This window comes from candidate division TA06 bacterium, from assembly GCA_016208585.1.
GTDB lineage: Bacteria > Edwardsbacteria > AC1 > AC1 > EtOH8 > UBA5202.
In genome coordinates this window covers 1-21,767 of record JACQXR010000146.1, presented here as the reverse complement: position 1 = coordinate 21,767, position 21,767 = coordinate 1, and the positions used below count along the sequence as shown (strand labels likewise).

24 protein-coding genes are annotated in these 21,767 nt (G+C 52.3%); 5 read left to right on the top strand and 19 right to left on the bottom strand.

Annotated elements, in window-relative coordinates; translation table 11 throughout:
* Positions 1–273 precede the first annotated feature (273 nt).
* The 7 genes from HY768_10800 to queD form a co-directional block, all read right to left on the bottom strand.
* Positions 274–741, bottom strand: a complete 468-nt coding sequence (locus tag HY768_10800) for a hypothetical protein (GenBank protein ID MBI4727686.1) — start codon at positions 739–741, stop codon at positions 274–276.
* A 467-nt stretch (positions 742–1,208) separates the two neighbouring features.
* Positions 1,209–2,459 carry a nickel-dependent lactate racemase gene (gene larA, locus HY768_10795; protein ID MBI4727685.1) on the bottom strand — a complete coding sequence of 417 codons (1,251 nt, stop codon included), beginning with the start codon at positions 2,457–2,459 and terminating at the stop codon, positions 1,209–1,211.
* A gap of 140 nt (positions 2,460–2,599) precedes the next feature.
* Complete coding sequence (locus tag HY768_10790) at positions 2,600–3,370, bottom strand: inositol monophosphatase (protein ID MBI4727684.1); 771 nt, start codon at positions 3,368–3,370, stop codon at positions 2,600–2,602.
* Positions 3,371–3,527: 157 nt separating this feature from the next.
* Positions 3,528–4,208, bottom strand: coding sequence for a 7-carboxy-7-deazaguanine synthase QueE (locus HY768_10785; GenBank protein ID MBI4727683.1), 681 nt, complete (start codon positions 4,206–4,208; stop codon positions 3,528–3,530).
* A complete protein-coding gene (locus HY768_10780; GenBank protein MBI4727682.1) occupies positions 4,205–4,852 on the bottom strand; it encodes a hypothetical protein in 648 nt (215 codons plus the stop codon). Before HY768_10780 ends, HY768_10785 begins: the two co-directional genes overlap by 4 nt.
* Before the next feature lie 198 nt (positions 4,853–5,050).
* Entirely contained in the window at positions 5,051–5,725 is a 675-nt protein-coding gene (queC, locus tag HY768_10775; protein MBI4727681.1) for a 7-cyano-7-deazaguanine synthase QueC, read from the bottom strand.
* Complete coding sequence (gene queD / locus HY768_10770; GenBank protein ID MBI4727680.1) at positions 5,712–6,083, bottom strand: 6-carboxytetrahydropterin synthase QueD; 372 nt, start codon at positions 6,081–6,083, stop codon at positions 5,712–5,714. The genes queC and queD overlap by 14 nt, the downstream gene beginning before the upstream one ends.
* 60 nt (positions 6,084–6,143) lie before the next feature.
* On the opposite strand from queD, the gene HY768_10765 reads away from it, so the two are divergent.
* On the top strand, positions 6,144–6,551 hold the full coding sequence (locus tag HY768_10765; GenBank protein ID MBI4727679.1) for a hypothetical protein: 408 nt from the start codon (positions 6,144–6,146) through the stop codon (positions 6,549–6,551).
* Between the two features lie 533 nt (positions 6,552–7,084).
* Here HY768_10765 and HY768_10760 read toward each other — a convergent pair.
* The gene (locus HY768_10760; protein ID MBI4727678.1) at positions 7,085–8,296 is read right to left on the bottom strand and encodes a DEAD/DEAH box helicase; all 1,212 of its coding nucleotides are present in this window, start codon (positions 8,294–8,296) and stop codon (positions 7,085–7,087) included.
* Positions 8,297–8,356: 60 nt separating this feature from the next.
* On the opposite strand from HY768_10760, the gene HY768_10755 reads away from it, so the two are divergent.
* Positions 8,357–8,629, top strand: a complete 273-nt coding sequence (locus HY768_10755; protein MBI4727677.1) for a hypothetical protein — start codon at positions 8,357–8,359, stop codon at positions 8,627–8,629.
* A gap of 266 nt (positions 8,630–8,895) precedes the next feature.
* Here HY768_10755 and queF read toward each other — a convergent pair whose 3' ends face one another.
* The 11 genes from queF to rpmH form a co-directional block, all read right to left on the bottom strand.
* On the bottom strand, positions 8,896–9,297 hold the full coding sequence (gene queF / locus HY768_10750) for an NADPH-dependent 7-cyano-7-deazaguanine reductase QueF (protein ID MBI4727676.1): 402 nt from the start codon (positions 9,295–9,297) through the stop codon (positions 8,896–8,898).
* Positions 9,298–9,427: 130 nt separating this feature from the next.
* On the bottom strand, positions 9,428–9,973 hold the full coding sequence (locus HY768_10745; GenBank protein ID MBI4727675.1) for a GNAT family N-acetyltransferase: 546 nt from the start codon (positions 9,971–9,973) through the stop codon (positions 9,428–9,430).
* A gap of 24 nt (positions 9,974–9,997) precedes the next feature.
* Entirely contained in the window at positions 9,998–10,687 is a 690-nt protein-coding gene (locus HY768_10740) for a hypothetical protein (protein ID MBI4727674.1), read from the bottom strand.
* A 59-nt stretch (positions 10,688–10,746) separates the two neighbouring features.
* On the bottom strand, positions 10,747–11,565 hold the full coding sequence (locus HY768_10735) for an alpha/beta hydrolase (protein MBI4727673.1): 819 nt from the start codon (positions 11,563–11,565) through the stop codon (positions 10,747–10,749).
* Positions 11,562–12,386: a class I SAM-dependent methyltransferase gene (locus HY768_10730; protein ID MBI4727672.1), complete on the bottom strand. Its 825-nt coding sequence runs from the start codon at positions 12,384–12,386 to the stop codon at positions 11,562–11,564. The genes HY768_10735 and HY768_10730 overlap by 4 nt, the downstream gene beginning before the upstream one ends.
* A 164-nt stretch (positions 12,387–12,550) precedes the next feature.
* A complete protein-coding gene (gene mnmE / locus HY768_10725) occupies positions 12,551–13,903 on the bottom strand; it encodes a tRNA uridine-5-carboxymethylaminomethyl(34) synthesis GTPase MnmE (GenBank protein ID MBI4727671.1) in 1,353 nt (450 codons plus the stop codon).
* 218 nt (positions 13,904–14,121) lie between these two features.
* Positions 14,122–15,105: a Jag N-terminal domain-containing protein gene (locus tag HY768_10720; protein MBI4727670.1), complete on the bottom strand. Its 984-nt coding sequence runs from the start codon at positions 15,103–15,105 to the stop codon at positions 14,122–14,124.
* Positions 15,106–15,492: 387 nt separating this feature from the next.
* The gene (gene yidC / locus HY768_10715; protein MBI4727669.1) at positions 15,493–16,872 is read right to left on the bottom strand and encodes a membrane protein insertase YidC; all 1,380 of its coding nucleotides are present in this window, start codon (positions 16,870–16,872) and stop codon (positions 15,493–15,495) included.
* Positions 16,873–16,991: 119 nt separating this feature from the next.
* The gene (gene yidD, locus HY768_10710) at positions 16,992–17,252 is read right to left on the bottom strand and encodes a membrane protein insertion efficiency factor YidD (GenBank protein ID MBI4727668.1); all 261 of its coding nucleotides are present in this window, start codon (positions 17,250–17,252) and stop codon (positions 16,992–16,994) included.
* Positions 17,246–17,626 carry a ribonuclease P protein component gene (gene rnpA / locus HY768_10705; protein ID MBI4727667.1) on the bottom strand — a complete coding sequence of 127 codons (381 nt, stop codon included), beginning with the start codon at positions 17,624–17,626 and terminating at the stop codon, positions 17,246–17,248. Before rnpA ends, yidD begins: the two co-directional genes overlap by 7 nt.
* Positions 17,627–17,664: 38 nt before the next feature.
* Entirely contained in the window at positions 17,665–17,820 is a 156-nt protein-coding gene (rpmH, locus tag HY768_10700; GenBank protein MBI4727666.1) for a 50S ribosomal protein L34, read from the bottom strand.
* Positions 17,821–18,119: 299 nt separating this feature from the next.
* Here rpmH and gcvPB point away from each other — a divergent pair, with 299 nt between their 5' ends.
* From gcvPB to HY768_10685, 3 genes are read left to right on the top strand one after another with little or no spacing between them, the layout of a single operon-like run.
* Positions 18,120–19,595, top strand: coding sequence for an aminomethyl-transferring glycine dehydrogenase subunit GcvPB (gcvPB, locus tag HY768_10695; GenBank protein MBI4727665.1), 1,476 nt, complete (start codon positions 18,120–18,122; stop codon positions 19,593–19,595).
* Between the two features lie 19 nt (positions 19,596–19,614).
* Positions 19,615–21,024 (top strand): hypothetical protein, encoded by a 1,410-nt coding sequence (locus HY768_10690; GenBank protein MBI4727664.1) that lies wholly within the window; start codon positions 19,615–19,617, stop codon positions 21,022–21,024.
* A 9-nt stretch (positions 21,025–21,033) separates the two neighbouring features.
* Positions 21,034–21,684 (top strand): hypothetical protein, encoded by a 651-nt coding sequence (locus tag HY768_10685; GenBank protein ID MBI4727663.1) that lies wholly within the window; start codon positions 21,034–21,036, stop codon positions 21,682–21,684.
* Positions 21,685–21,767: the final 83 nt, after the last annotated feature.

The following is a 21,767-nucleotide window of genomic DNA, read 5'->3' as shown; positions in this document are numbered from 1 at the left end:
ATACCACCACGTCCAATGGCTTTGGCTTCGGCAGCGGCCCACAAGCGCCTCTGGCGTTCATTCATAGCGGGTAAAAGCGCGCTATATTTTAATCGTATGGCGTGTTCACATTCCACTTCCCATTATTATTGCACACTATTGGTTATTAGTCAAGTTATTTCGTAACAAATCCTTATGATTAAGTGGCAAGTAAATTGCGAGGGTTTCCGATAGGTCTGAGAACAATAGACTCCCAGCCAGGTAAAGTTGACGGTTGAAGATAGTGAAAAAGAGTTACCCCCGCTTAAACGCGCCCAGCGCCTGTTCCCGGTCGCCGTCCATGTACACCGAGAGCATGGCCCCGTCGGCCACTTTAGGCACGTGGATCACCTTGATCACCTGCTCCAGATTTTTGGCCTGGGGCAGCAGTTTTCTCAAAACGTTGGGCGCATTGGCGAAGAACTCCTGGTTGAAGGCCGCGCCTGGCTCGTCCGGATACAAGGGCAGGTAGCGGATGCCGGCCTCCACCAGGTCCTGGAAGAAATGGGTGCCGAAGGAAAGCTCGGGCACGCAGTCCTTCTTCTTCTTGGTCACCTCGATTAGCCTGGCGGTGTTGTTGATGTCCGAGTATCCCACCCGCACTCCCAGCTTGATGTCGCCCCGGCTGCCCCAGCGGCCCGGGCCGATCAGTATGAACTTCTGGCGGGGCAGTTTCTGGTTCAGGTCGCCCACCGTCCGGCCTACCTGGATCAGTTCCTCCATGTTGGGCAGGGCGTCGTAGGCCTCGGGGTCGACGTAGACGACGTATTCGATGTCGCGGACCAGGGCGTTGGTGATATAGTGGCTGGCCGAGAACAGGTGTTAGCCAAAGTTGAAAAGTGAACGCACTAAAAGTTCAAAAGTGAACTCTTGTCCCATCCAATGGTAAGCTGACCGAATGCACTATTTTATGACTCCATCAGATACGGATGTCCATAATATTTTTGATTGTTTTCTAAAATTTCATTTGCGAATATCAATACTAGAATCATTCCCAGTTCTACCATAGTGGTATATTTCAGACCAACGAGTAAGGCGGTAAATAATACTTAAGGAAAGATCCTCAAATCTTGAAGGACTTAAATCCTCAAAATGCAACTTGCCGATAGTTTTTGTGATTGACATATATTGTTCCTTATTCACGTGTCAAAATACTTTAGTCGGGTTAGACAACTAATGTGAAATGGTAATCATTCCAACATGATTGCATTGCCCTTAGGCACCACATAACAGCTGAAATCCTTTCCGTGCCGTTCCCGCAAATACTCCACCGCGGCATTCAGGTCCGGCAAACTCTTGAACTGCATCTTTTCCACCAGGGTCGGATCCATTCCGCTGACCAAACAGACCCGGCATTTCTTCATCACCAAAGCCGTGGCATAGGCCCGGTGGGCCTCGGCCGTGATCTGGTCCTGCGGTGTCTGCAGTATCTCGGCTGCGGAAAAATCGCGCATCCACCGGCCAAAATCAATCTGGCCCGCCCCTTCGGGGCAGTGGCCCACCAGCACTATGGTGCCGCCGGGCTTCACCGCCGGGGCCACGTTGTTCAGTATCCTCTGTATCTGGTAAAGATCTATGTCCAGCGGGTGGCCGCCGGCCGAGGCGATGACGCAGTCGGCCGGGCCGTCAAACTTCGCCGACCAGACCTGGCGGCAGAGCTTTGTTCCCTCCAGCCAGGCCTGCTGCCAGTGCCCGGCGAAAACTCCGGCGATCTTCTCGTCCGGCGTGGGGACAACATTGAGAATAAAATCTATCCGGGCCAGCGCGGCCGACTGTTCCATTTCGTGGTGAACGGGGTTGCCCTCCAATTTCCCCCGGGCGTTCTGCCCTAAAGCTATCAATGCATGATTTTGGGCTATGGTGGCGCGGGAGGCACAGCCCGGCATCACCGCCTTGCGGCCGCCGGAGAACCCGGCCAGGTAGTGGGGGGTGATCTTGCCGGTGGCGATGGTGAAGCCCGAGGTCAACAGCATCTCGTTCAGCTCGATCCCCCGGCCGTTGACCTTGCCCACCGAGATGCAGCCCTTGTCGCAGTCGTGGGCGAACAGGTTCAGCTGGTCGAACACTCTTTGGCCGTAAATCTCCTTCCTCTCTTCGCAGGTGGGGGCCCGGTGGCTGCCGGTGGCGATCAAAGCATGGACCTGGTTGCAGTCGATACCGGACTGGGCCAGCTGGGCGCACAAGGCTTCCAGTATCTGGTGATAATGGGGGATGATCCGGGTGTGGTCCGATAGTATCAGCAAAACGCTTTTGAGGCGGCGGGCCAGCAGAAGTTCTTTCAAGGGGAGGCTTTTAAGGGGATGCTCCAGAGCCTGGGTTACGGCCAAAGGGATATCGGCCAGTCCGGGGGCCGGGGCCGGTTCCAGAATTCCGGCAAGATTTGCATCCGGAAGGGAAAGAGTGGTTTTACTTAAACCGTAGTCAAGGATTATTTCTGGCATGGTTTCCTTTAGGCAAAATTTGACCCATTAAGGGATTATAAGCTTTAACTATACCCTTAAAAAACATTGCAGTCAAGAAGAAAATATAAAGGGCTGGAAGCATCGCTTCCAGCCCTTTATCCATTTTGTATGACAAAACCCTATTTTAGAACATCCGTCATCTGAACGTGGATCCGGCCATTACTGGCCAGGCACTCCGGCACATAGATACTGAACTTCTCTCCTTTGAAACCGCTCAACTTTCCTTCTGCCTCTGCCACCATCAGCGATGCTGCCGCTATGTCCCAGGTCTTCAGCTTCATTTCCCAGAATCCGTCGAAACGGCCGCAGGCCACATAGGCCAGGTCCAGAGCCGCCGAGCCGGGCCGACGCACCGCCTGGGCCCGCTTGATGAACTTTCTGAAGTTGTCCAGATTGTCTTTTTTGGAGTAATGGACATCATAGGGGAAGCCGGTGGCCAGCAGGCTTTTCTTCAGGGAAGTCTGCGAGGACACTTTTATCCTCTGTCCGTTCAACCAGGCGCCCTTTCCTTTTTGGGCGGTAAACAGTTCGTTCAAATTGGGATTGTATATTACGCCCAGCACCACCCGGCCCTTATATTCAAAGGCTATGGAGACGCACCAGAAGGGAAAGCGGTGGGCGTAGTTGGTGGTGCCGTCCAAGGGGTCTATTATCCAGCGCCGGTCAGACTGTGTCCGTTCCTTATCGCTTTCTTCGGTCAATATGTCGTCGCCGGGGAAATTCTGGCGAAGCAGTTTCACTACCAGAGCTTCGGCGGCGCGGTCGGCCTGGGTCACCAGGTTGATCTCGCCCTTGTATTCCACCTTCAGGTCGCTCTGGGAAATGGTTTTGAGCAGGCGCCCGGCTTTTTTTGCGGCCGAGACTGCAGTCTTGAATTCTTTGTCAAACATAAAATAAGGGACAATTGATTGGTAACGATTTAACCATAAAAAGCACCCTTCTATTTATCAGGGTAAACTTCGGCACAAAAAGCAAACACGTTTAACGTTATTACGTAGTAACGTTATTACGATTTTTGTGCTTTCTGTGGCCAATATTCATAAGGTTTCAGGGAATGTTCCAGATCTTGTGCATCTGCCGGATGATGCTGACATGGTCCAAATGCTCGCCGGCCAGGGCCTGATATCTCCGCACCGTTTGCATTTCGGGGGCATTCGGCCCTTCGGCAGGCTGGAGGATCAAAACTATTTTCTTGTCAACTGCGGCAATAATCCGGGCGGTCTGCTCAACCTCTGCTGCCGTGGTTTTATCGCAGATCACCATCTTGACGAAAACCTTGTCCCTGGCGGCTTCCAGAAACAGCCGCTGTTCGTTCCAGATGTCTTTCCCGCAGGCCGAAGGCGGCTTGATGTCCATCGCGATCACATCCAAGTCCGAGACGATCGTTGCCAGTTCCTTGGCCAGGGTTCCGTTGGTCTCCAGGTACAACCGGGAATTATGCTTTTTCAGCTTCGGGATAAGGGCCGCAATGAATTCAACCTGCAATAAAGGCTCGCCACCAGTAAAGGAGACAAAATCATCCGGCTGGCAAATGGCATTAATCTTGTCCAGCACGTCCGAAAGACCCATTTCGATTGCTTTGTTCCCCTCCTTGGCCTGGGGGGTGTCGCAGTAAACACAATCCAAATTGCATCCGGCAAAGCGGACGAAAGTGGTGGGCTCGCCCAGGTACATGCCCTCGCCCTGCAGGGAATGAAATATTTCGCAAATCCTGGCTTTCACGGTCATTTATAGATATTATAATCTGTATTGCTGCTCTCCACCCGGATCCTTCCCCGGCTGATCAGCGCATTCCAACCGGCCTGCATCCATAGTTTCGAGGGAAACAGGAACTCCTCAACCAGGACGAATTCAGTCTTCAGGGAAAATTCGTTTACCGGCCATTTGTGCTTGGACATGGCGGCGTTTATCTGTATAAGGGTCAGACTCTGGGGATCGTACAGCAGTTCGCCGGCCAGGTTGCCTTTCTTGGGCTTTTTGGGATTGAAGGTAATCTTACCAACTGTCTGGTCCACCAGAAAATCGTAGGCCGGATCGTCAAGTCTCGGCAGTTGGGCGCTTGCGCGGTGCCCCTTCTTTCCCCCGTTCCGCTCTTCTTTTTTATCGGACGAATATAGAAGGGCATATTCCTGCAGGGAATCGCCTTTGAATTTCTGCCAGGTCTTGATGGTATCGGTCTTTTCGATGCCGCCATGCTTGTCCAACTTATGAACGTAACTGACGGTATTGAAACTGTAGACCAGATTTACCCGGGCGTTCTTCTGTTCGTCCAGCTTCCGCTGTATATTGTTCAGGGTGGAATCCTGGGCAAATGATACTAACGGAAATAAAAAAGTAAAAAAGTATAAAATATTTAGGAAACTTTTGAACATACTACTCAGAGCGGATACTTGTGGTGAGTGACTTGTACTGAGCTTGCCGAAGTAAGCCGAACCAATAGTAGACTTTTTTCCACCAAAATACCCGAAATACGCAAATAATATTGGATTGATAGAATCGGGAATGTCCACTAATATATGCTCCGAGTAATAAGTATCTCTGTGTTTTGGCGTTTTGTGGTTTAATCCAATTTATATCGCCGGATCATCCACTCCTGCTTCCCTGAATCCCTTAGCCCGCAAAATGCAGGAATCGCAGGCGCCGCATGGTTTCTTACCTCCGCGGTAGCAGGACCAGGTCAAATGGTACGGCACGCCTAATTTGATTCCCAATTTGATTATTTGTGATTTGGATAGTTTCAACAAAGGGGCGATGATCTTGATGGGTTTTCCCTGGCGCCCGGTCTTGGTGCCCAGCTTAAAAACCTTTGACATGGCCGCAATGAAATCCGGCCGACAGTCGGGATAGCCCGAGTAGTCCAAGGCATTGGCCCCGATCATTACCGCTTCGGCTCCTATAGCCTCGGCGCAGGACAGGCCGTAGCTGAGGAACAGGGTGTTCCGGCCAGGCACGTAAGTGGAAGGGATCTTTGTGCCGATTCTGCTTACATCCCCGGCACCGGGGATCTTCGCCTCCCTGTCCAGCAGGCTGCTGCCCCGCCAAGGCATTTTTAGGGAGATGACCTGAAATGGCACTCTGGCCTTTTTACACAGTGTTTTGGCCGAAACGATCTCCCGGTTATGCCTTTGGCCGTAGTCAAATGTCAAAGCCTGCGGCTGCCAGCCCTGGTCCAATGCGCAATAAAGCACGGTGGCCGAATCCAGTCCGCCGGAAAGCAGCACTACCGCTTTTTTAGAACGGGCCATAGGCGGCCTTGGCATGCCCGGTCTCCCACACCGAAACCTGGTTGATCTTGACCTTGGGGGAATTGAACTTCAAGGCCATCTCCTCAAACACCACCCGGGCGATGTTCTCGGCGGTGGGGTTGATCTTGTCGAAAGGCCTGATCTCGTTCAGGTCCTGATGGTCAAAACGGGCCAGCAGTTTGATCAAGGCCTCCCGGATATCGTTGAAATCCGCCACCATCCCGGTCTTGTTGAGCATCTTGGACTTAAGCTCCACTTCCACCTGATAATTGTGGCCATGGACATTTTCGCATTTCCCGACGTAATCCCTTAAATGATGGGCGGCCGAAAAACTCTTATAAACCGAAACGAAGTACATGTTCTCTCCTTGAAAAATACCTTATTAATGACCTAAAAGTGATTGCCCTCTGCAACACATTTGGCGGCCTCTGCAAGACCTGCGGCGGCCTTTGCAAAACATTTAGCGGCCTCTGCAACACATATACCGGGCTTTGCAAGAGATTTGGCGGCCTCTGTAAAACCTGCGGCGGTCTTTGCAAAACATTTAGCGGCCTCTGTAAAACCTGCGGCGGTCTTTGCAACACATTTACCGGCCTTTGCAAAACATTTGGCGGCCTCTGCAACACATATACCGGGCTTTGCAAGAGATTTATTGCCCCCTGCAGAGCATTGGGCGGCCTTTACACAAGCGTTGCCGGAATATGCAGGACAAATATTCTTATCCGCGCTTCATTGGGCCGCTTTCGCCTACGCTACATATTGGGCTTCCTCGTGCCTGCACGCTGTAGCCCCGCCAAAAGGCGAGGTTCCCCCGCTAAAAGGATAAGAAAAATCTCTTGGGGTTTCAACCCCGGATGACGAATCCATATGCCGAGTAATTTCTTTCATTTCCTCTCTGGGGCTAATTTATCCGCCGAGTGCCTTCGCTAAGGCCTTCGCTGAAGCTACGGCCTTCAAGGGTAGACAAGCATGCAGCGTAAGCGAAAGCTACTGCACTTAAAGAAGACTGGCATGATAGTGCTAGCGGAAGCTTTAGCGTAGGAGGAAGCCCATCGGGTTTCATTAGATTGCCTGCCACGACCTGAGGCCTTCGCTGAAACTAATGCCTCCGCTAAAGCTTTGGCACACGCTTGCGTGCCGAAACAGCCACTATTAATAGCTACTACAGCGTGCAGGCACGCGGAAGCCATAATATAAAACATAAGCGGACGGCCCCCAAGGGAAGGCAAATATGTAGCATAAGCGAAAGGTCGTGGCAATACGGTTGACCCCGTTGGTTAACTTTATCCACTGGGTTAATAAACACATCCTTTACAATCGAGGCCTGAATAGTTACTGCCAACGTTTATTCTCCGGGAACTAACGGCGGCGGAAAGGCTTCGATCCGGATCCCCGGCCGTGGCGGGCCGGGGCGGTGCGGGCACTGGCCCGCGCGGTGGAATGGTAGGGATGTTCCTGGACAACCGGGATAGGGCGTCCCAGCAGCCGTTCCACCTGGGCCAGGTCCTGCCGCTCCTCGCTGTCGCAGAACGAGACGGCCGTTCCCTGGGCTCCGGCCCGTCCGGTGCGGCCGACACGGTGGACGTAGGCTTCGGCTTCGTGCGGGATGTCGAAATTTACCACATGGGAGATGTTGTCGATATCAATTCCCCGGGAGACCACGTCCGAGGCCACCAGCACCTTGATGGAGCCGGTCTTGAATCCCTGCAGCACCCGTTCCCTCGTGTTCTGGGATTTGTCGCCGTGGATGGCCTGGGCCGGGATGCCCCAGGTCGTCAGGCGGCGGGACAGCCGGTCGGCCCGCACCTTGGTGCGGGTAAAGACCAGGGTCCGCTCCATGCCGCTTTGGGCCAGCAGATGGCGCAGCAACTCGGGCTTGTCGTCCTTCTCCACGAAATAGACAGACTGTCCCACCGTATCGGCGGCCGCGAATTCAGGAATTATGGAGATGGAAACCGGCCGGTCCAAAATGCCTCCGGCCAGCTGGCGGATCTCGGGCGGCATGGTGGCCGAGAAGAACAGGGTCTGGCGCCGGCTGGGCACCTTGGCCACGATCCTTTTGATGTCGTTGATGAAACCCATGTCCAGCATCCGGTCGGCCTCGTCCAGCACCAGCACTTCCACCTTGTGGAGCAGCACCACTTTCTGGTTCATCAGGTCCAGCAGCCTTCCCGGAGTGGCCACTAAAATATCCACCCCGCCCCGCATGGCCTTGGCTTGGGTGCCCTGATAGATGCCGCCGTAGACCACGGCCGAGCGCAGGTTGATGTTCCGTCCGTAAGCGGCGAAGCTTTGGCCCACCTGGGCCGCCAGTTCCCGGGTGGGAGTGACGATCAGGGCCCGGATGGAACGGTACTGTTCCTTGGTGATCTCCGGACGGTCCAGCCGCTGCAGAATCGGCAGGGCAAAGGCCGCGGTCTTGCCGGTGCCGGTCTGGGCGCAGCCCATGATGTCCTGGCCGGACAGGGCCACCGGTATGGCCTGCTGCTGAATGGGAGTGGGCTCGGTGTAGCCCTCGGTAATCAAAGCTTCCAACAGATTTGGTTTCAGTCCCAGCTGGTCGAAACGCAGGGTAGGTCCAGTCGATACCGGCTTCGGCGCTCGGGGAAGAGAGACCGGAACGTGGGGGACGTGCGGCATCCGCGTGACCGGGGCGGGAGCATGGGGAACCTGATGCGGGCGAACCGGCGCATGGTGAACCGGCCCCGCCGGATGATGGGCCGCCGGCGCCTGCACCGAGCCGCCGGATTGGCCCTGTCGAAGTCCATGTCGAGGTGTTGTTCCCTGATGTTGAGGATGCTGTCGTCCCGGTTGGGGTTGGTTTGCGCCGGGTTTGACCGGATGCCGCTGGGGCTGGGGAGGTCTGGCCGTATGATGCGGCTGGGATCTCTGTCCCTGAGCTGACGGGCCGTGAGGCCGAGCCGGGTGAGGAGCTTGATGTGTCTGGGTTCTGCCGGAGGCATGAGCCGCAGGCACGGCAGCCGGTTTCCTGTGGGTCTCAGCCTGGTGTCTGGCCTGAGCCGGACCATGGTGTTGAACCAGTTGGGCCGGAGTCTTTTTCTTGCGTTTGAAAAGGCTTAAAAATTTTCGTAATGGCATAATCTCTTTCTTCAATGAGCAATTGTCAGTGAACGATGAACAATTCATCCGATCATTGATAAATTGTATTGTTAATTGTTTTTGTCTGGGTATTCGGCCATCACCGTTATGGCGATGCCGCCCCGAACTTTGAAATTGCCCGTCACCTGCATCTGGCGGGGCTTGACGGCCTTTACCAGGTCGTCGAGGATCTTATTGACCACCGCCTCGTGGAACACGCCCTTATTGCGGTAACTCCACAAATACAGTTTCAGGGACTTGGATTCCACCACCAGCCGGTCGGGCACATAGCTGATGGTGATGGCGCCGAAGTCCGGCTGCCCGGTGATGGGGCAGAGGGAGGTGAACTCCTCGGTCTCCAGGGTCACCCGGTAATCGCGTCCGCGGTTCTGGTTGGGAAAGGCTTCCAACTTTCCCGAGGGCTTAATCACCTTGCGGCCCAAAAGGGTCAGGCCGTATTTGTTTTTTGGCATTAGGATCTCTCTTTAGACAGGATTAACAGGATGGACAGGATAATCCAAAGTGTAAGATAAATCATGTAAATTCGCTTACGCTTCCTATTTGCCTTCTTCAAGTGCCATAGCTTCAGCGAAGGCACTCCTGTCAAATTTTGTACTCGCTCTTCAGGACACCGTAATAGGCCAGGTCTTCGAACTTGTCCCACTTTTTCACGTGCTGACGCAGGCAGCCTTCGTATTTCATTCCGATATTCTGCATCACTTTTCCCGAGGCCGGGTTGCGGACCAGGTGAGTGGCGTATATTTTGTTGAGCTTCAGTCCGGAAAACCCGTAATCAAGCAGGGCCCGGGCGGCCTCGGTGCAGTATCCCTTTCCCCAATGGGGCACGGCGACCCAGTATCCCATCTCGGCCCGGTTGTGGTCCTTGTTGATGGTCAGGCCGATGGCCCCGATCACCTGCCCCGAATCCTTCAGGGTTATGGCCAGGGTCAGTCCCGAGCCCAGCTCCCAGGTCTTTTGGTGGGTGCCGATCCAGGATTCGGCCGCCCCGTCGGGGTAGGGGTGGGGCAGGTTCATCGTGGTGTCTGCGATCTCCAAACGGCCGGCCAGTTTTTGGACTTCGGGGGCGTCGCTTAAAGTGAAGGGGCGCAGGATTAGACGGGAAGTTGTTATTTCTGGTATTTGAGACATGATTTTCTGGGAAATAGTTAAGTGTTACTTAAAGGTCATAGATAGACAAGCTTGTTCTCTCACTAATTTGAATTTATTTTCTTCAATTTTTTTAGCAGTATATTTTTTGCCGTTCAGATCAATGGGTTTTGATTGGCCGGATATCTCTTTTAGATGGGCCAACAAGGTTTTATAAGTTTTGGAATGGCAGGGTTCCGTATATTTTACGACTTTGGGGCCGATGTAGGTCTGTTTGAAATATTTTTCGCCGTCTTGTTCAAAAATTATCTCGCAAGCGTTTTCGGTCTCTACCCGCTTCAATATATTTTCAAATTCTCGGATCAAACAACCATGACAGATTGTTTCGGTCTTTGAACTGCTGTTGTATTTGTCTCTTAAACAATGCAAGGCAGTTAGTCTTTCAGAATCAGAATCCGATGTTTTGAATATTTTGTCCATCTCGGCCAAGGCGTAATCCAAAATACTTTGTTCTATTGCCGTCACTAAAATTTCTTCGACCAAAGCCGGGAATCTGATCTGCATGGCCAGGAATGCATCCCGGAAACACATCCCCTGGCAAAGGTTTTGGTATAGGGAATCAACCGCCCGGCCGGAAACGTTTTCACTATTAGTTTGCGCGTACTCTTTCAAAGGGGAAACAAAGCCGGTAGTTTCTATTTTGGAAAGAGTGAAGGCGATAAAATCAGCGGTTTGATTATTGTCAAGTTTTTGCATATGAGATTAGCGCATTATTGCTGTGTTCTGAGGCAAATATTTGGCATAGCCGGCAAAAATCAATATTGATTGAGGAATTCTTTTATACATTGCCAGTAACCATGACCAAATGTATTATGGTCCGCACCCTCAAACTCTTTGATGGTAACCATGCCTCCCCATTTTTGTGCCAGCAACCGTGATTGTTGGGGTGGTATCGTTTTATCCTCGGTGCCCAGCATGATCATTAAAGGCGATTTAATGGAGGGGGCTTTTTCCCCGGAATTGAATTTATACTTGATCATCAGGCCGACCGGCAGGTATGGGAAATGGTATTGTGCAAGGGACTTAAAGTCATTATACGGTGAAACGAGGATAACACCGTCGCTTTTCCTGTTTTTTGCCAGGAACACGGCCACCCCGGTCCCGATGCTCCGGCCCATGATTATTATCCTCTGGTCCTTGGCCCCGGTCCGGCCGGCAAAAGAATCATATATTTCAAGGGCGTCGCTGCAGAGGCTGGTCTCGCTGGGCTTCCCCTGGCTCTGGCCGTATCCCCTGTAGTTCATCAGGACAAAGGAGCAATCCTTGGATCCGGCCGCCTTGGGGATCAGGTAAGAGACCTCCTCGGCATTTCCGCCGAAATAGAACAGCAGTTTCGACCTGCCGGGATTACCGTTATCCACGAACCATCCTTTGATCACGGTCCCGTCACGGGCGGTAACGGCCACCTCTCTTACGTTTCGGTAGGATTTGATCGCGTCCAGATCGCTTCGGCGTATTCGTTGGGGGTAAAAGATCATCCGGTCCTGGAGGAGATACATCGCCACCGAGGCCGAGATCGCGCAAAACCCGAGAACGGTTACGATGCGGATGACCGGAATGAGCAACGGCTTCATATGCCCCCGCCAACAGGCTTCAACGCTTTGAGCGAGAACATCAGCGGTATCAAGTCTTTTCCGCCGGGGAAGCGCCAGCGCCCGTCCGCGCCCTTTTCCAAAAACGGGAAACAATCGTAACTGCAATGGGAGAATTCGTGCAGGAACTCTATCCTCAATCCAGCCGCCAGCAGGGAAGAGACCACATCGGCCAGAGGGTGCTGCCATTCGTATGACGGGTTCTTGGTCTTTTTGCTGTGGTCGGCATAGGCGTAGCAGTCGTCCCACTTTTGGGGCTGGTCCTGGTGGAAATATGAATACCGGGCCTTGAGCTCGGTGTCGGCTGAATCGTTGCTGAACACCGCGGCCACCGGGTGGAACTCGCGGATGTAAAAGAACCCTCCGGGTTTTAAAACCCTGTTTATCAATTGCGCCCACTTCGTCAGGTCCGGCAGCCAGCACAGCACTCCGCCCGAGGTGAAGACGATATCAAACTCCTTGTCCAGGCGCTGCGGCAGGTCGTAGATGTTGCAGCAAACGAAGTCGGCCGGAACATTCAGTTCTGCGCTCAGGGACTTGGCCAGGGCGATGGCCTTCTCCGAGAAATCCACCCCGGTTACCACCGCTCCTTTGCGGGCTAAGGAGATGGCATCCTGGCCGAACTGGCATTGTAGATGGAGAATTAACTTTCCTTTGACGTGGCCCAGTTCCTCGATTTCTATTGGGTCCAACGTCTCGGCGCCTTGTTTGAAACCCTCCAGGTCGTACATGGCCGAGCCGACGTTGATCTCGGTCAGTTCCTCCCACAGGGCCTTATTGGCGTCAAGATAGTTATTGCTCATATCTTTTTCGGAATAGACAGGATTAACATGATTAACGGGATTTTGTACAGCCTAAAATCTTGGGTGATCCGGCATGCCTTAATCCGCTCTTTTTACACAACGATTTAAATTCACATAGGAAAATCTGGGTAAATCTGCGAAATCTGCGGATGGAAAAGCCCGGTTCACTTTCCGATGCAGAACTGCTCAAATATCCGGTTCAGCACTTCATCGCCGATGGTCTGCCCGGTTATCTGTCCCAGGCTGTTGACCGCTTCCTTGATATCCTGGGCCAAAAACTCCCAAGAAACTTTTTGCTCCAGCCCCTGCCTGGCCTGGCTCAAAAACTTAGCAGCCTGGTTCAAGGCCTCCATCTGCCGGTTGTTGGAGGCGCCCGCGGCCCCGGCTTCCCAATTGTGGCCGCCGGTCAGAGCGTTCACTATGGCGTTTTCCAGTTCTTTCAGCCCGTTCCCGGTCAAAGAGGATATCTTCAGCCAGTTTTTTTCGACCTCAAGTTCTACCGGCAGATCGCTTTTGTTGGCCAGCACTATTCTGTTGAATCCGGAGGTCAGCTCTAAAAGTTTTTGGTCATGCCCGGTCAAAACGCTGGTGGCATCCAGCACTAAAAGCAATAGGTCGGCCTGCTCCATCTTGCCCCTGGCCCGTTCCACCCCGATCAGCTCTATGGCGTCGCCGGTCTCCCGCAGACCGGCGGTGTCGAACAACCTCAGCGGGATGCCACCGATCTCTATCCAGCCCTCCAGCACGTCGCGGGTGGTGCCGGACGAAGGGGCGACTATGGCCCGCTCCTCTTTCAACAGCATGTTGAACAGGCTGGACTTTCCGGCGTTGGGCCGGCCGGCGATCACCACCCGGGCGCCGTCCTTCAGGATCAGTGAGGCCCGGCTGTCATCCAGCAGACGTTTTGTTTTTTCTATGGCTTGATCCAGGTCCTCCTTTATGTGCAGGTATTCGGCCGGGGGAATGTCCTCTTCGGGAAAATCCACCCAGGCTTCCAGCAGGGCCAGCAGAGAAAGCAGTTGCTCCCTGATGCCGCCCACCTTGCGGGACAGGCCGCCCTCCAGCCGTTCCAGCGCGGCCTGGGCCGCAGTCTGGGTTCTGGCGTTGATGATGTCGCAGACCGCCTCGGCCTGGGCCAGGTCCAGTCGGCCGTTCAGATAGGCCCTTAAGGTAAACTCTCCCGGCCTGGCCGGGCGGGCCCCGGCGTCCAGGCAAGCCTGAAGAACGGCCTGGGGGGCGGCCGCCCCGCCGTGGCAGGTGATCTCCGCCAGGTCCTCGCCGGTGAAAGAATGAGGAGCCTTCATTACTGCCAGCATGGCTTGGTCGGCGGACAGGCTTTTACTCCCGGCGATCCTTCCCAGATGCAGGGTGTGGGAGGGCATTTGGCTGGGAGCCAACTTTCCCTTAAAAACTGCAGCGGCGACCTCCAGCGATCTTGGCCCGGAAACCCTGATCATGCTCAGGGCAGCCGGGCCGCTGGCGGTGGAGATAGCGGCTATGGTATCGGAAGAGATCATATTTTCTATTTGACAGGATTTTTTAATTTGGGGTTAATCCCGTGTAATCATGTTAATCCTGTCTTGTCCCGGAGATATTGGATGGTTAAATAAAAACGATCGTCGAAAAAACAGACGATTTCTGCGTATAGCATACTACAAAGTTTTTTCAAAATCAAGGCAAATAAAAAAGGCTCTCCCAGTTTTAGAGAGCCTTTTTATTTTAAAAGATTCTGACATTACCTGGTATTTCTTTTCTTGGATCTGGGGGCAAATGACGCCTGGTTCACCGGAGCCTGGGGTCTGGCCATTTCGGTCCGGGGCGGAAGAGCTTTGGGGGCCGGTCTCCGGCTGCGGTCCTGGAAATTCCTTTCGGCCGGGGCGGCCGGTCTGGGGGCTGGCCGGGGAGCCATCGGCGTCGCCGGTCTGGAAGACACTGGGGCCGGTCTGGGTGCCGGCCGGGGAGCCATCGGAGCGGCTGGTCTGGCTGCAGCCGGAGCCGCAGGTTTGCCGTCAGGTCTCGGTCCGTCGCGGCGCGGGCCGCGTTGCTGCTCTGCCGGGCGCCGGTCATTGCGGGCGGGGCGGCCGCCTTCGGCCGGAGCTCCGGGAGCGCCTTTCAGGGAGATGATCACCCGGCGCCGGTCTCCGTTGCCTACCGCAAAGGTCTTAACCTCCGCGTGCTTTTCCAGGGTCTGGTGCACCAGCTTGCGCTTATGGGGCGGCATTGGCTCCATCTCGTATTCCTTGCCGCTCTGCTTCACTTTTTCGGCCAACTCCAGGGCCCGGGTTTTTAAATCGTCGTTCTGCGATTCCAGGAACCCGCCGATGTCCAGCCGGATGTCGTATTCCGATTCCCGGAAGATTTTGTTGATCAGGTAATCCATGGCTTCGATGGCCGCGCCCCGGTTGGCCTTTAAATATTTATCGCCGGTGGGGCAGTCAATGCTGGCGATCAGTAGATTTCCCTCTTCCCTAAAGCTTCTCACTTCGCCGGGCATGCCCATCTTTTCCAGAATGCTTTCCACCATGCTTTTGACCTTGGGGCGGGGCATCAGCTTGATGCGGATCTTGGCCGGTTTGGCGCCGAAGATCCCCAGGAATCCGGAGGATCCCAAAGAGGCGATCTCCACTTCCACGTCCTCGCGGCGCACCCCCAGTTCCAGCAAACCCTTCTCCATGGCCTGCTCTACTGTTTTTCCCTCTTTTTCGATTATTAAACTCATTTTGATTTCATCCGCTGTTTGGTTGTCGCTTGAAATTTTACCACAGGCTTTCCCACCAAAAAACACGAAAGGACACTAAGAGCTTATCCTCAAATAACAATTTGGGCATAAACGGCTGCAAAACCGCCATACTGCGTCACGCTCATTCACCGTATCGCTGTGGATACGCTTCACTCGCGTTCCTCGTCTGGCATGGTTTGACAGGCTCACCACATGCCTTTTCGCTCGTTTATGCTGACCCAAAGCTTGTTTAAGGATAAACTCTAAATGTGTTTTTACCAATTTAGTAATTTTTAGTGGGCAGGTTTCCGGGCACACTTTCCCGCTAAATACGCGAAACATCGCGAAATATTTTACGAATCACGATTTACTTTTAACGGGCAAAGTTCAGGCTTCGGCCGGGGGCTGGGTCCTGATGTGGATCAGGTACTGTTCGCCGATGGACAGGATGTTGTTGATCAGCCAGTAAAGGTTCAGGCCGGCCGGCAGGCTCATGAAAATGAACACCATGAACACCGGCATCAGGTAGACCATCATCTTCTGTTTGGGATCCACCGTGGTCATTTTTTGCTGGAAGAACATGGCCACCCCCATCAAGACCGGCAGCAGGCTTAAGGATTCCCAGCCCACCAGGGGCAGCTTGCCGCCGAAGCTGACGATGCTGTCGGGCAGGCTCAGGTCGGTGATCCACAGCATGAAAGGAGCCTGGCGCAATTCAATGGTGTTGATCAGCACGGTGTACAGGGCAAAGAACACCGGCATCTGCAACAGCAGAGGCAGGCAGCCGGAGAAGGGGTTGACCCCGTGCTTCTTGTAAAGGGCCATAGTCTCCCGGTTCAGCTTGCCGGGGTCGTTCTTGTGCTGGGCCTGGACCTTCTTTAAATGGGGCTGCAGGTGCTGCATCTTCTTCATGGAGCGCATGCCGGTGTAGGTCAAAGGAAAGAAGACTAATTTCATCAGCACCGAGAAGATGATTATCACCACGCCGTAATTGGGGATGAAATTATGCAGGCTAAGAAGAAACCACAGGATGCCGCGGGAGATGGGCTGGATCCACTTCCAGCCGGTATCGGCGATCTTGTCCAGGCCTGGGTCCACCTTGGCCAGCCTGCCGTGGTCGATGGGGCCCAGATAAACTGCGATCTCATCTTCAGTATTGGCGGTCAGGGGCAGGCCCAGCGAGGTGGTCAAACGGTCTTTATCCTTTAAGCCCTGCTGAACCGAGGCGCCCTTCCGGCTTTTGGGGACCAGGGCGGCCACGAAATACTTGGTCCGCACTCCGCAGTAGGCAATGTCGCCTTCGATGGCCGGCAGGTTCTGGCTCTTGACCAGTTTGCTGAGATTATCCGACACCAGGTCCTTGCCCAGCAGGCTTAAGGCCGCGAATTCTCGGTGATCCAGCTCTTTGTCTTTTTCGGTGGGGTTCAGGCCGCAATCCCAGGCCAGATTATACTTGGAGCTTAAGTAAACATTTCCGGGAGCCGTGATCCGGATCTTCAAACTTAGCCCCGGGGCGTTTTCTAGCAGGCCGTAGGTTTTTTGGATCACAATACCGTTGGCCAGTTTTGCCTGATAGGTAATGTGGTCGTCAAATTCCTGTCCCGCCTCAAATACGACGTCGGAAAGATCAACCGGCTGCCCGGCGACCGACAGGTTTATGGTCAAAGCCCGGCCGCCCTCGGGGATCATCTGCACCGGCTGGCCTTTGGGGCCCATATAATCCAAAAGCCGGTAACCGGACAGGGCGGCGCCCTGATTAGTCAGCACGGCTTCAAAACCTTTGCCCTTGAGGGGCCGGTTTGGGCATCAGGAACTGGAAGCCCAGGAAAACCGCCAGGATCAGGATGATGGCCAGTAATAGTCTTTTGTTGGAATCCATAAGTTTACTAAATCACTTTGTTTTTATTTAGGGGCCGTTTGGGATCGGGCACCGGGTCGTATCCGCCGGGATTGAAGGGATGGCAGCGCATTATCCTTTTAACCGCCAGAAGCACTCCCCGGCCCGGCCCGTGGACTTTTACCGCCTCCAGGGCATATTGGGAACAGGAAGGATGGAAACGGCACGATTTGGGAAGCACGGCACCCAGGGTCAGCTGATAGGCCCGAATGATAAAGAGCAGTGTTTTTGTCAGCGCCCGGGTCAGCATTGTTTTTCCGGGCCGGCTGGTACCCTTAAAAGCCCGGCTTTTTCCAAAAGCTGGGACAGGCACGATTCTATCTGGGCATAACTCAAGGGCCGCTGGGCCACAAAAAAAAGATCGAAACCGGGTTTTATCAAATGCTTGGCGCGGCGGTAGGCTTCGCACATCCGCCGCTTGTTCAGGTTGCGCTGCACCGAGCCGAAACCCTTCTGGCGCTTGGTGGCAAAACCGGCCCGGCATCCCGTGCTTTCGGGAGTGAACCGGTAAATTAGCTTTAATCCCTGATGGCGGATTCTTGAGCCGTTTTCAAAAAGCCCGGAGATATCCCCTTCGGATTTCAGCCGTTCCGCTTTTTTATAGGTCTGCCGGATTTTATCCAATTTTCATACTGCCTTACAGCCCGACGCCGTCAGGCCGTTCAGTTCAGATGGCGCTCGTCGGCCACGGTCAGCTTCTTGCGGCCTTTGGCTCTGCGGCGGGCCAGCACTTTGCGGCCGTCGGCGGTGGACATCCTTTTGCGGAATCCGTGGGTGCGGGCACGCTTGACCCGGCTGGGCTGGTAGGTCCTCTTCATTACTCCTCTTCTTCCTCGTGGACTCTATTTTTAAGGATAAATTTGTTCAAAGATAAACATATTATGATACAACATATTAAGGCTAAAAGTCAAGTAAAATCAACCGCGTTGTGGTTCCGCTTTTTTGCTTGACTTTAGAGGCCCTTTAATGGTATCCTAATTTGTTGTATTTCATAACTGTAAGTAAGGATTTGCCACAAAAAGCACATAAAACACAAATACGTAATAACGTTAAACGGGTTTATTTTGTGCCTTTTGTGGTAAAAAATACTAAAATTTAAAAATATCAATGGCGGCCAATGTTAGAAAAAATAATCTTTGATTTGTCATCCTCCGGCCGGCAAGGCCACGCTTTGCCCCAATGTGACGTACCGGAAAGATCCACCGATGCCCTGATCCCCAAAGATTATTTAAAGGCCCGGGATCCCGAACTGCCCCAGGTGGCGGAGATCGACGCCTTCCGGCACTTCGTCCGGCTGTCCACCCTAAACCATCACGGGGACAAGGGTTTTTATCCCCTGGGGTCCTGCACCATGAAGTACAATCCCAAGGTCAACGAGGACCTCTCCCGTCTGCCGGGATTTACCGGGACCCACCCGCTCCAGGACCAAAGCGACCTGCAGGGCGGATTAAAACTGATGAAGGAGCTGGGCGACTACTTGTGCCAGATCTCCGGACTCGACGCCATCACCCTGCAGCCGGTGGCCGGGGCCCACGGAGAGTACACCGCCATCATGATGATAAGAGCCTACCATCTTAAGAAGGGAAAAGTGCGCAGCAAGATATTAGTGCCCGATTCGGCCCACGGCACCAACCCGGCCACCGCCACGCTTTCCGGATATCAGGCCATCACCATAAAATCCAACGCCGACGGCCTGGTTGACCCCGAAGACCTAAAGGCTCATCTGGATGACGAAGTGGCCGGCCTGATGCTGACCAATCCCAACACCCTGGGGCTGTTCGAAAAGAACATCGTCCAGGTCACCAAAATGGTGCACGACATCGGGGGGCTGGTGTTCATGGACGGCGCCAACCTCAACGCCCTGATGGGCATCGTCCGGCCCGGGGATTTTGGGATCGACGCCATGCACTTCAACCTGCATAAAACATTCGCCACGCCCCACGGCGGCGGCGGCCCGGGTGGCGGCGGAGTGGCCTGCACCAAGGCGCTGGAACCGTTCCTGCCGGTGCCGGTGGTCAGGGAACAGGGATCTGATGACAGGGGTTTGGGAAGTAAGTATTATCTCGATTACGACCGGCCGGACAGCATCGGCAAGGTCCACAGCTTCTTTGGCAATTTCGGGGTGATGGTCAAAGCCTACGCCTATATCCGGATGCTGGGGGCCAGGGGTCTGCGCCGGGCCTCGGAGAACGCCATCATCAACGCCAATTACATCATGCGGTCGCTGGAGGGAACATATGACCTGCCGTTCAAGGCCCACTGCAAGCATGAGTGTGTATTCTCCGGACTTAAGTTCCGCGACAAGGGCGTCAAGACCCTGGACATCGCCAAGCGTCTTTTGGACTACGGATATCATGCGCCCACCATCTATTTCCCGTTGATCGTGCCCGAGGCCATCATGATCGAGCCCACCGAGACCGAGAGCCAGGAGACCCTGGACCAGTTCATCGAGGCCATGAAGAAGATCGCCCAAGAGATCGAGACCGATCCCGAGATCGTCAAATCCGCGCCCAACAATACACCGATCGGAAGATTGGACGACGTCAAGGCGGTCAAGGAGCCCAGGCTGCGCTACGGCGGGGTCTGTAAATAATAAAAAATGAAGTGATTATATGAAAATTACACCAACAGCCATAGAGAAAGAGCAGTTAGAATTATACGGTATACCTGCTTTAAGAAATGATTCTATAGTTAGTAGGATTAAAGATGAGTGGACGCTAGCACAGGTAAAAGCACCACAAAAAAATGTTATTGCGGATTATGGAACTTTCAAAGATAGCTTAAAAGCACCAATCCATAGATGGTTTAAATACCCTGCTGGTTATTCGTACAGATTAGTTGATGCAAAGATTAAGCAGTACAAACTAACTGAACAACATTGGCTTTTTGATCCTTTTGTCGGTAGTGGTACAACGAGTATTGAGGCAAAAAGGAATCGTGTTAATTCAGTTGGTATAGAAGCACACCCCTTTGTATATTGGATATCTAAATGTAAAATGAATTGGGATATAAATCTTAACGAAGTAAGCAAAATCTATTTATCGATAATCAATGTAACAGAAGATAAATATAGGAAAACGGTCACAAGTAAATTACCAGAGCTAGTACACAAATGCTATTCCGAAAAGAATCTTAGAAAATTACTCTCAATTAGAAATGCAATAGAAAATTTAAGTGTACCTGCAAGCGTTCGGGATTTTTATCTGCTAGCATTGGTTGATACCCTGCGCAATGCTTCTAAAGCAGCAACTGGTTGGCCCTATATTGCCCCCAATAAAATACATGAAAAAGCCGAAGAGAAGGAAGCATTTGAAGAATACGGATATCAAGTACGAAGGATGTATGACGACATACATTTCTTCCAAAATTATTATAATTACAAAGACATCAAAAGCATATTGATCAAAGGTGATTCACGGAAAAGACATGAACGCATTGAGGATGAAAGCATGGACCTTGCGCTAACATCACCGCCATATTTGAATAATTATGATTATGCGGATAGGACGCGACTGGAAACATATTTTTTAGGCTGGTATAGAAATTGGGGTGAAATTTCCGATGAAGTAAGAGAAAAATTAATAACAAGCGCTACGACACAAATTAGGCGTGGGGGATATACAACTAATTACGGTTTGAAGGATACAATTAGAAATGCAGATAGCAAACTATACAATGAGTTGTTTGAAAAAGTTTCTTTACTAAGGAATTTAAGAAACACCAAGGGTGGCAAGAAAAGTTACGATTGCTTGGTCGCTGGGTATTTTAGCGATATGTTTGATGTTATCTGCCAAACATATCGGGTTTTACGCAAAGGTTCTGATTTTGTTTTAGTTTTGGGTGATTCTGCACCATACGGTATTTATATACCAACCCATGAATATTTGGGTAGGATGGGCATTTCGATAGGTTTTAAAAAAATGGCTTTTGAAGAATTGAGAACGCGTGGTGATAAATGGAAAGGAAATCCACAAAGACACAAGGTGAAATTAAAAGAAGTTATCCTAACACTATCAAAATAGAGAACAGTTATGCCAGTAACAAATACAGCAAGTGCGCTTGGCGAAGCCATAGGTATAATAATAGAAAACGAGATTGAAAATATTTTAAAGCCAATATGCAATGATGGTGGCTACAACTATGACCATGGTGGTGAAAGGCCCGGTATCAAAGGCGTAAAATTATCCATGGTTAATAAATCGGGAAATAGATATCAACTGGATGGTGTGATAAAAAACGCAAAAGGTGAACCGATTGTTTTGCTCGAGTCAAAATATCTAAGATACACTAAACACAATAGAGATAAAGGGAGCTGGACTTGCGCTGCTCACTATAGCTTAAGAAAAAGCCATACAACGATAAGAAAAAGTATTGCTGTTTTATCTGGTAATTGGTCTTTACCGTCAAAAAAATTCATAGAGAGCTTCGGCGTAGAGCTACATGTGATAACTTTTGAGCATATGTGTACGGTTTTAAATCAATACGGTATAAAGTTTGATTGGCAAGAAAAAGATCGTAGAACACCCAATAAATCATTCAAAGCTTTTCAAAAACTTACTCAAAAACAGAAGAACGAAATTGGGCAAAAATTACTTGCACCGATAAAAAAGCAAATTGAAGATAGTATCCTAAAATCCCGTAAAATTATAACTATGTTCGATGCCCCGGACAGCAAAATCTGACGCCTGCTCGAAAATGATCAGTAATATCGGGCTTTGCGGGCTGCAACCAGAATGAAATATTTAAAAAAAGTACTTGACTTTCG

Coding starts and splice junctions, on each gene's coding strand:
- HY768_10800 (MBI4727686.1), bottom strand. CDS start 741: ATGGAGGAACTGATCCAGGTAGGCCGGACGGTGGGCGACCTGAACCAG.
- larA (MBI4727685.1), bottom strand. CDS start 2,459: ATGCCAGAAATAATCCTTGACTACGGTTTAAGTAAAACCACTCTTTCC.
- HY768_10790 (MBI4727684.1), bottom strand. CDS start 3,370: ATGTTTGACAAAGAATTCAAGACTGCAGTCTCGGCCGCAAAAAAAGCC.
- HY768_10785 (MBI4727683.1), bottom strand. CDS start 4,208: ATGACCGTGAAAGCCAGGATTTGCGAAATATTTCATTCCCTGCAGGGC.
- HY768_10780 (MBI4727682.1), bottom strand. CDS start 4,852: ATGTTCAAAAGTTTCCTAAATATTTTATACTTTTTTACTTTTTTATTT.
- queC (MBI4727681.1), bottom strand. CDS start 5,725: ATGGCCCGTTCTAAAAAAGCGGTAGTGCTGCTTTCCGGCGGACTGGAT.
- queD (MBI4727680.1), bottom strand. CDS start 6,083: ATGTACTTCGTTTCGGTTTATAAGAGTTTTTCGGCCGCCCATCATTTA.
- queF (MBI4727676.1), bottom strand. CDS start 9,297: ATGCCAAAAAACAAATACGGCCTGACCCTTTTGGGCCGCAAGGTGATT.
- HY768_10745 (MBI4727675.1), bottom strand. CDS start 9,973: ATGTCTCAAATACCAGAAATAACAACTTCCCGTCTAATCCTGCGCCCC.
- HY768_10740 (MBI4727674.1), bottom strand. CDS start 10,687: ATGCAAAAACTTGACAATAATCAAACCGCTGATTTTATCGCCTTCACT.
- HY768_10735 (MBI4727673.1), bottom strand. CDS start 11,565: ATGAAGCCGTTGCTCATTCCGGTCATCCGCATCGTAACCGTTCTCGGG.
- HY768_10730 (MBI4727672.1), bottom strand. CDS start 12,386: ATGAGCAATAACTATCTTGACGCCAATAAGGCCCTGTGGGAGGAACTG.
- mnmE (MBI4727671.1), bottom strand. CDS start 13,903: ATGATCTCTTCCGATACCATAGCCGCTATCTCCACCGCCAGCGGCCCG.
- HY768_10720 (MBI4727670.1), bottom strand. CDS start 15,105: ATGAGTTTAATAATCGAAAAAGAGGGAAAAACAGTAGAGCAGGCCATG.
- yidD (MBI4727668.1), bottom strand. CDS start 17,252: ATGCTGACCCGGGCGCTGACAAAAACACTGCTCTTTATCATTCGGGCC.
- rpmH (MBI4727666.1), bottom strand. CDS start 17,820: ATGAAGAGGACCTACCAGCCCAGCCGGGTCAAGCGTGCCCGCACCCAC.
- gcvPB (MBI4727665.1), top strand. CDS start 18,120: ATGTTAGAAAAAATAATCTTTGATTTGTCATCCTCCGGCCGGCAAGGC.
- HY768_10690 (MBI4727664.1), top strand. CDS start 19,615: ATGAAAATTACACCAACAGCCATAGAGAAAGAGCAGTTAGAATTATAC.
- HY768_10685 (MBI4727663.1), top strand. CDS start 21,034: ATGCCAGTAACAAATACAGCAAGTGCGCTTGGCGAAGCCATAGGTATA.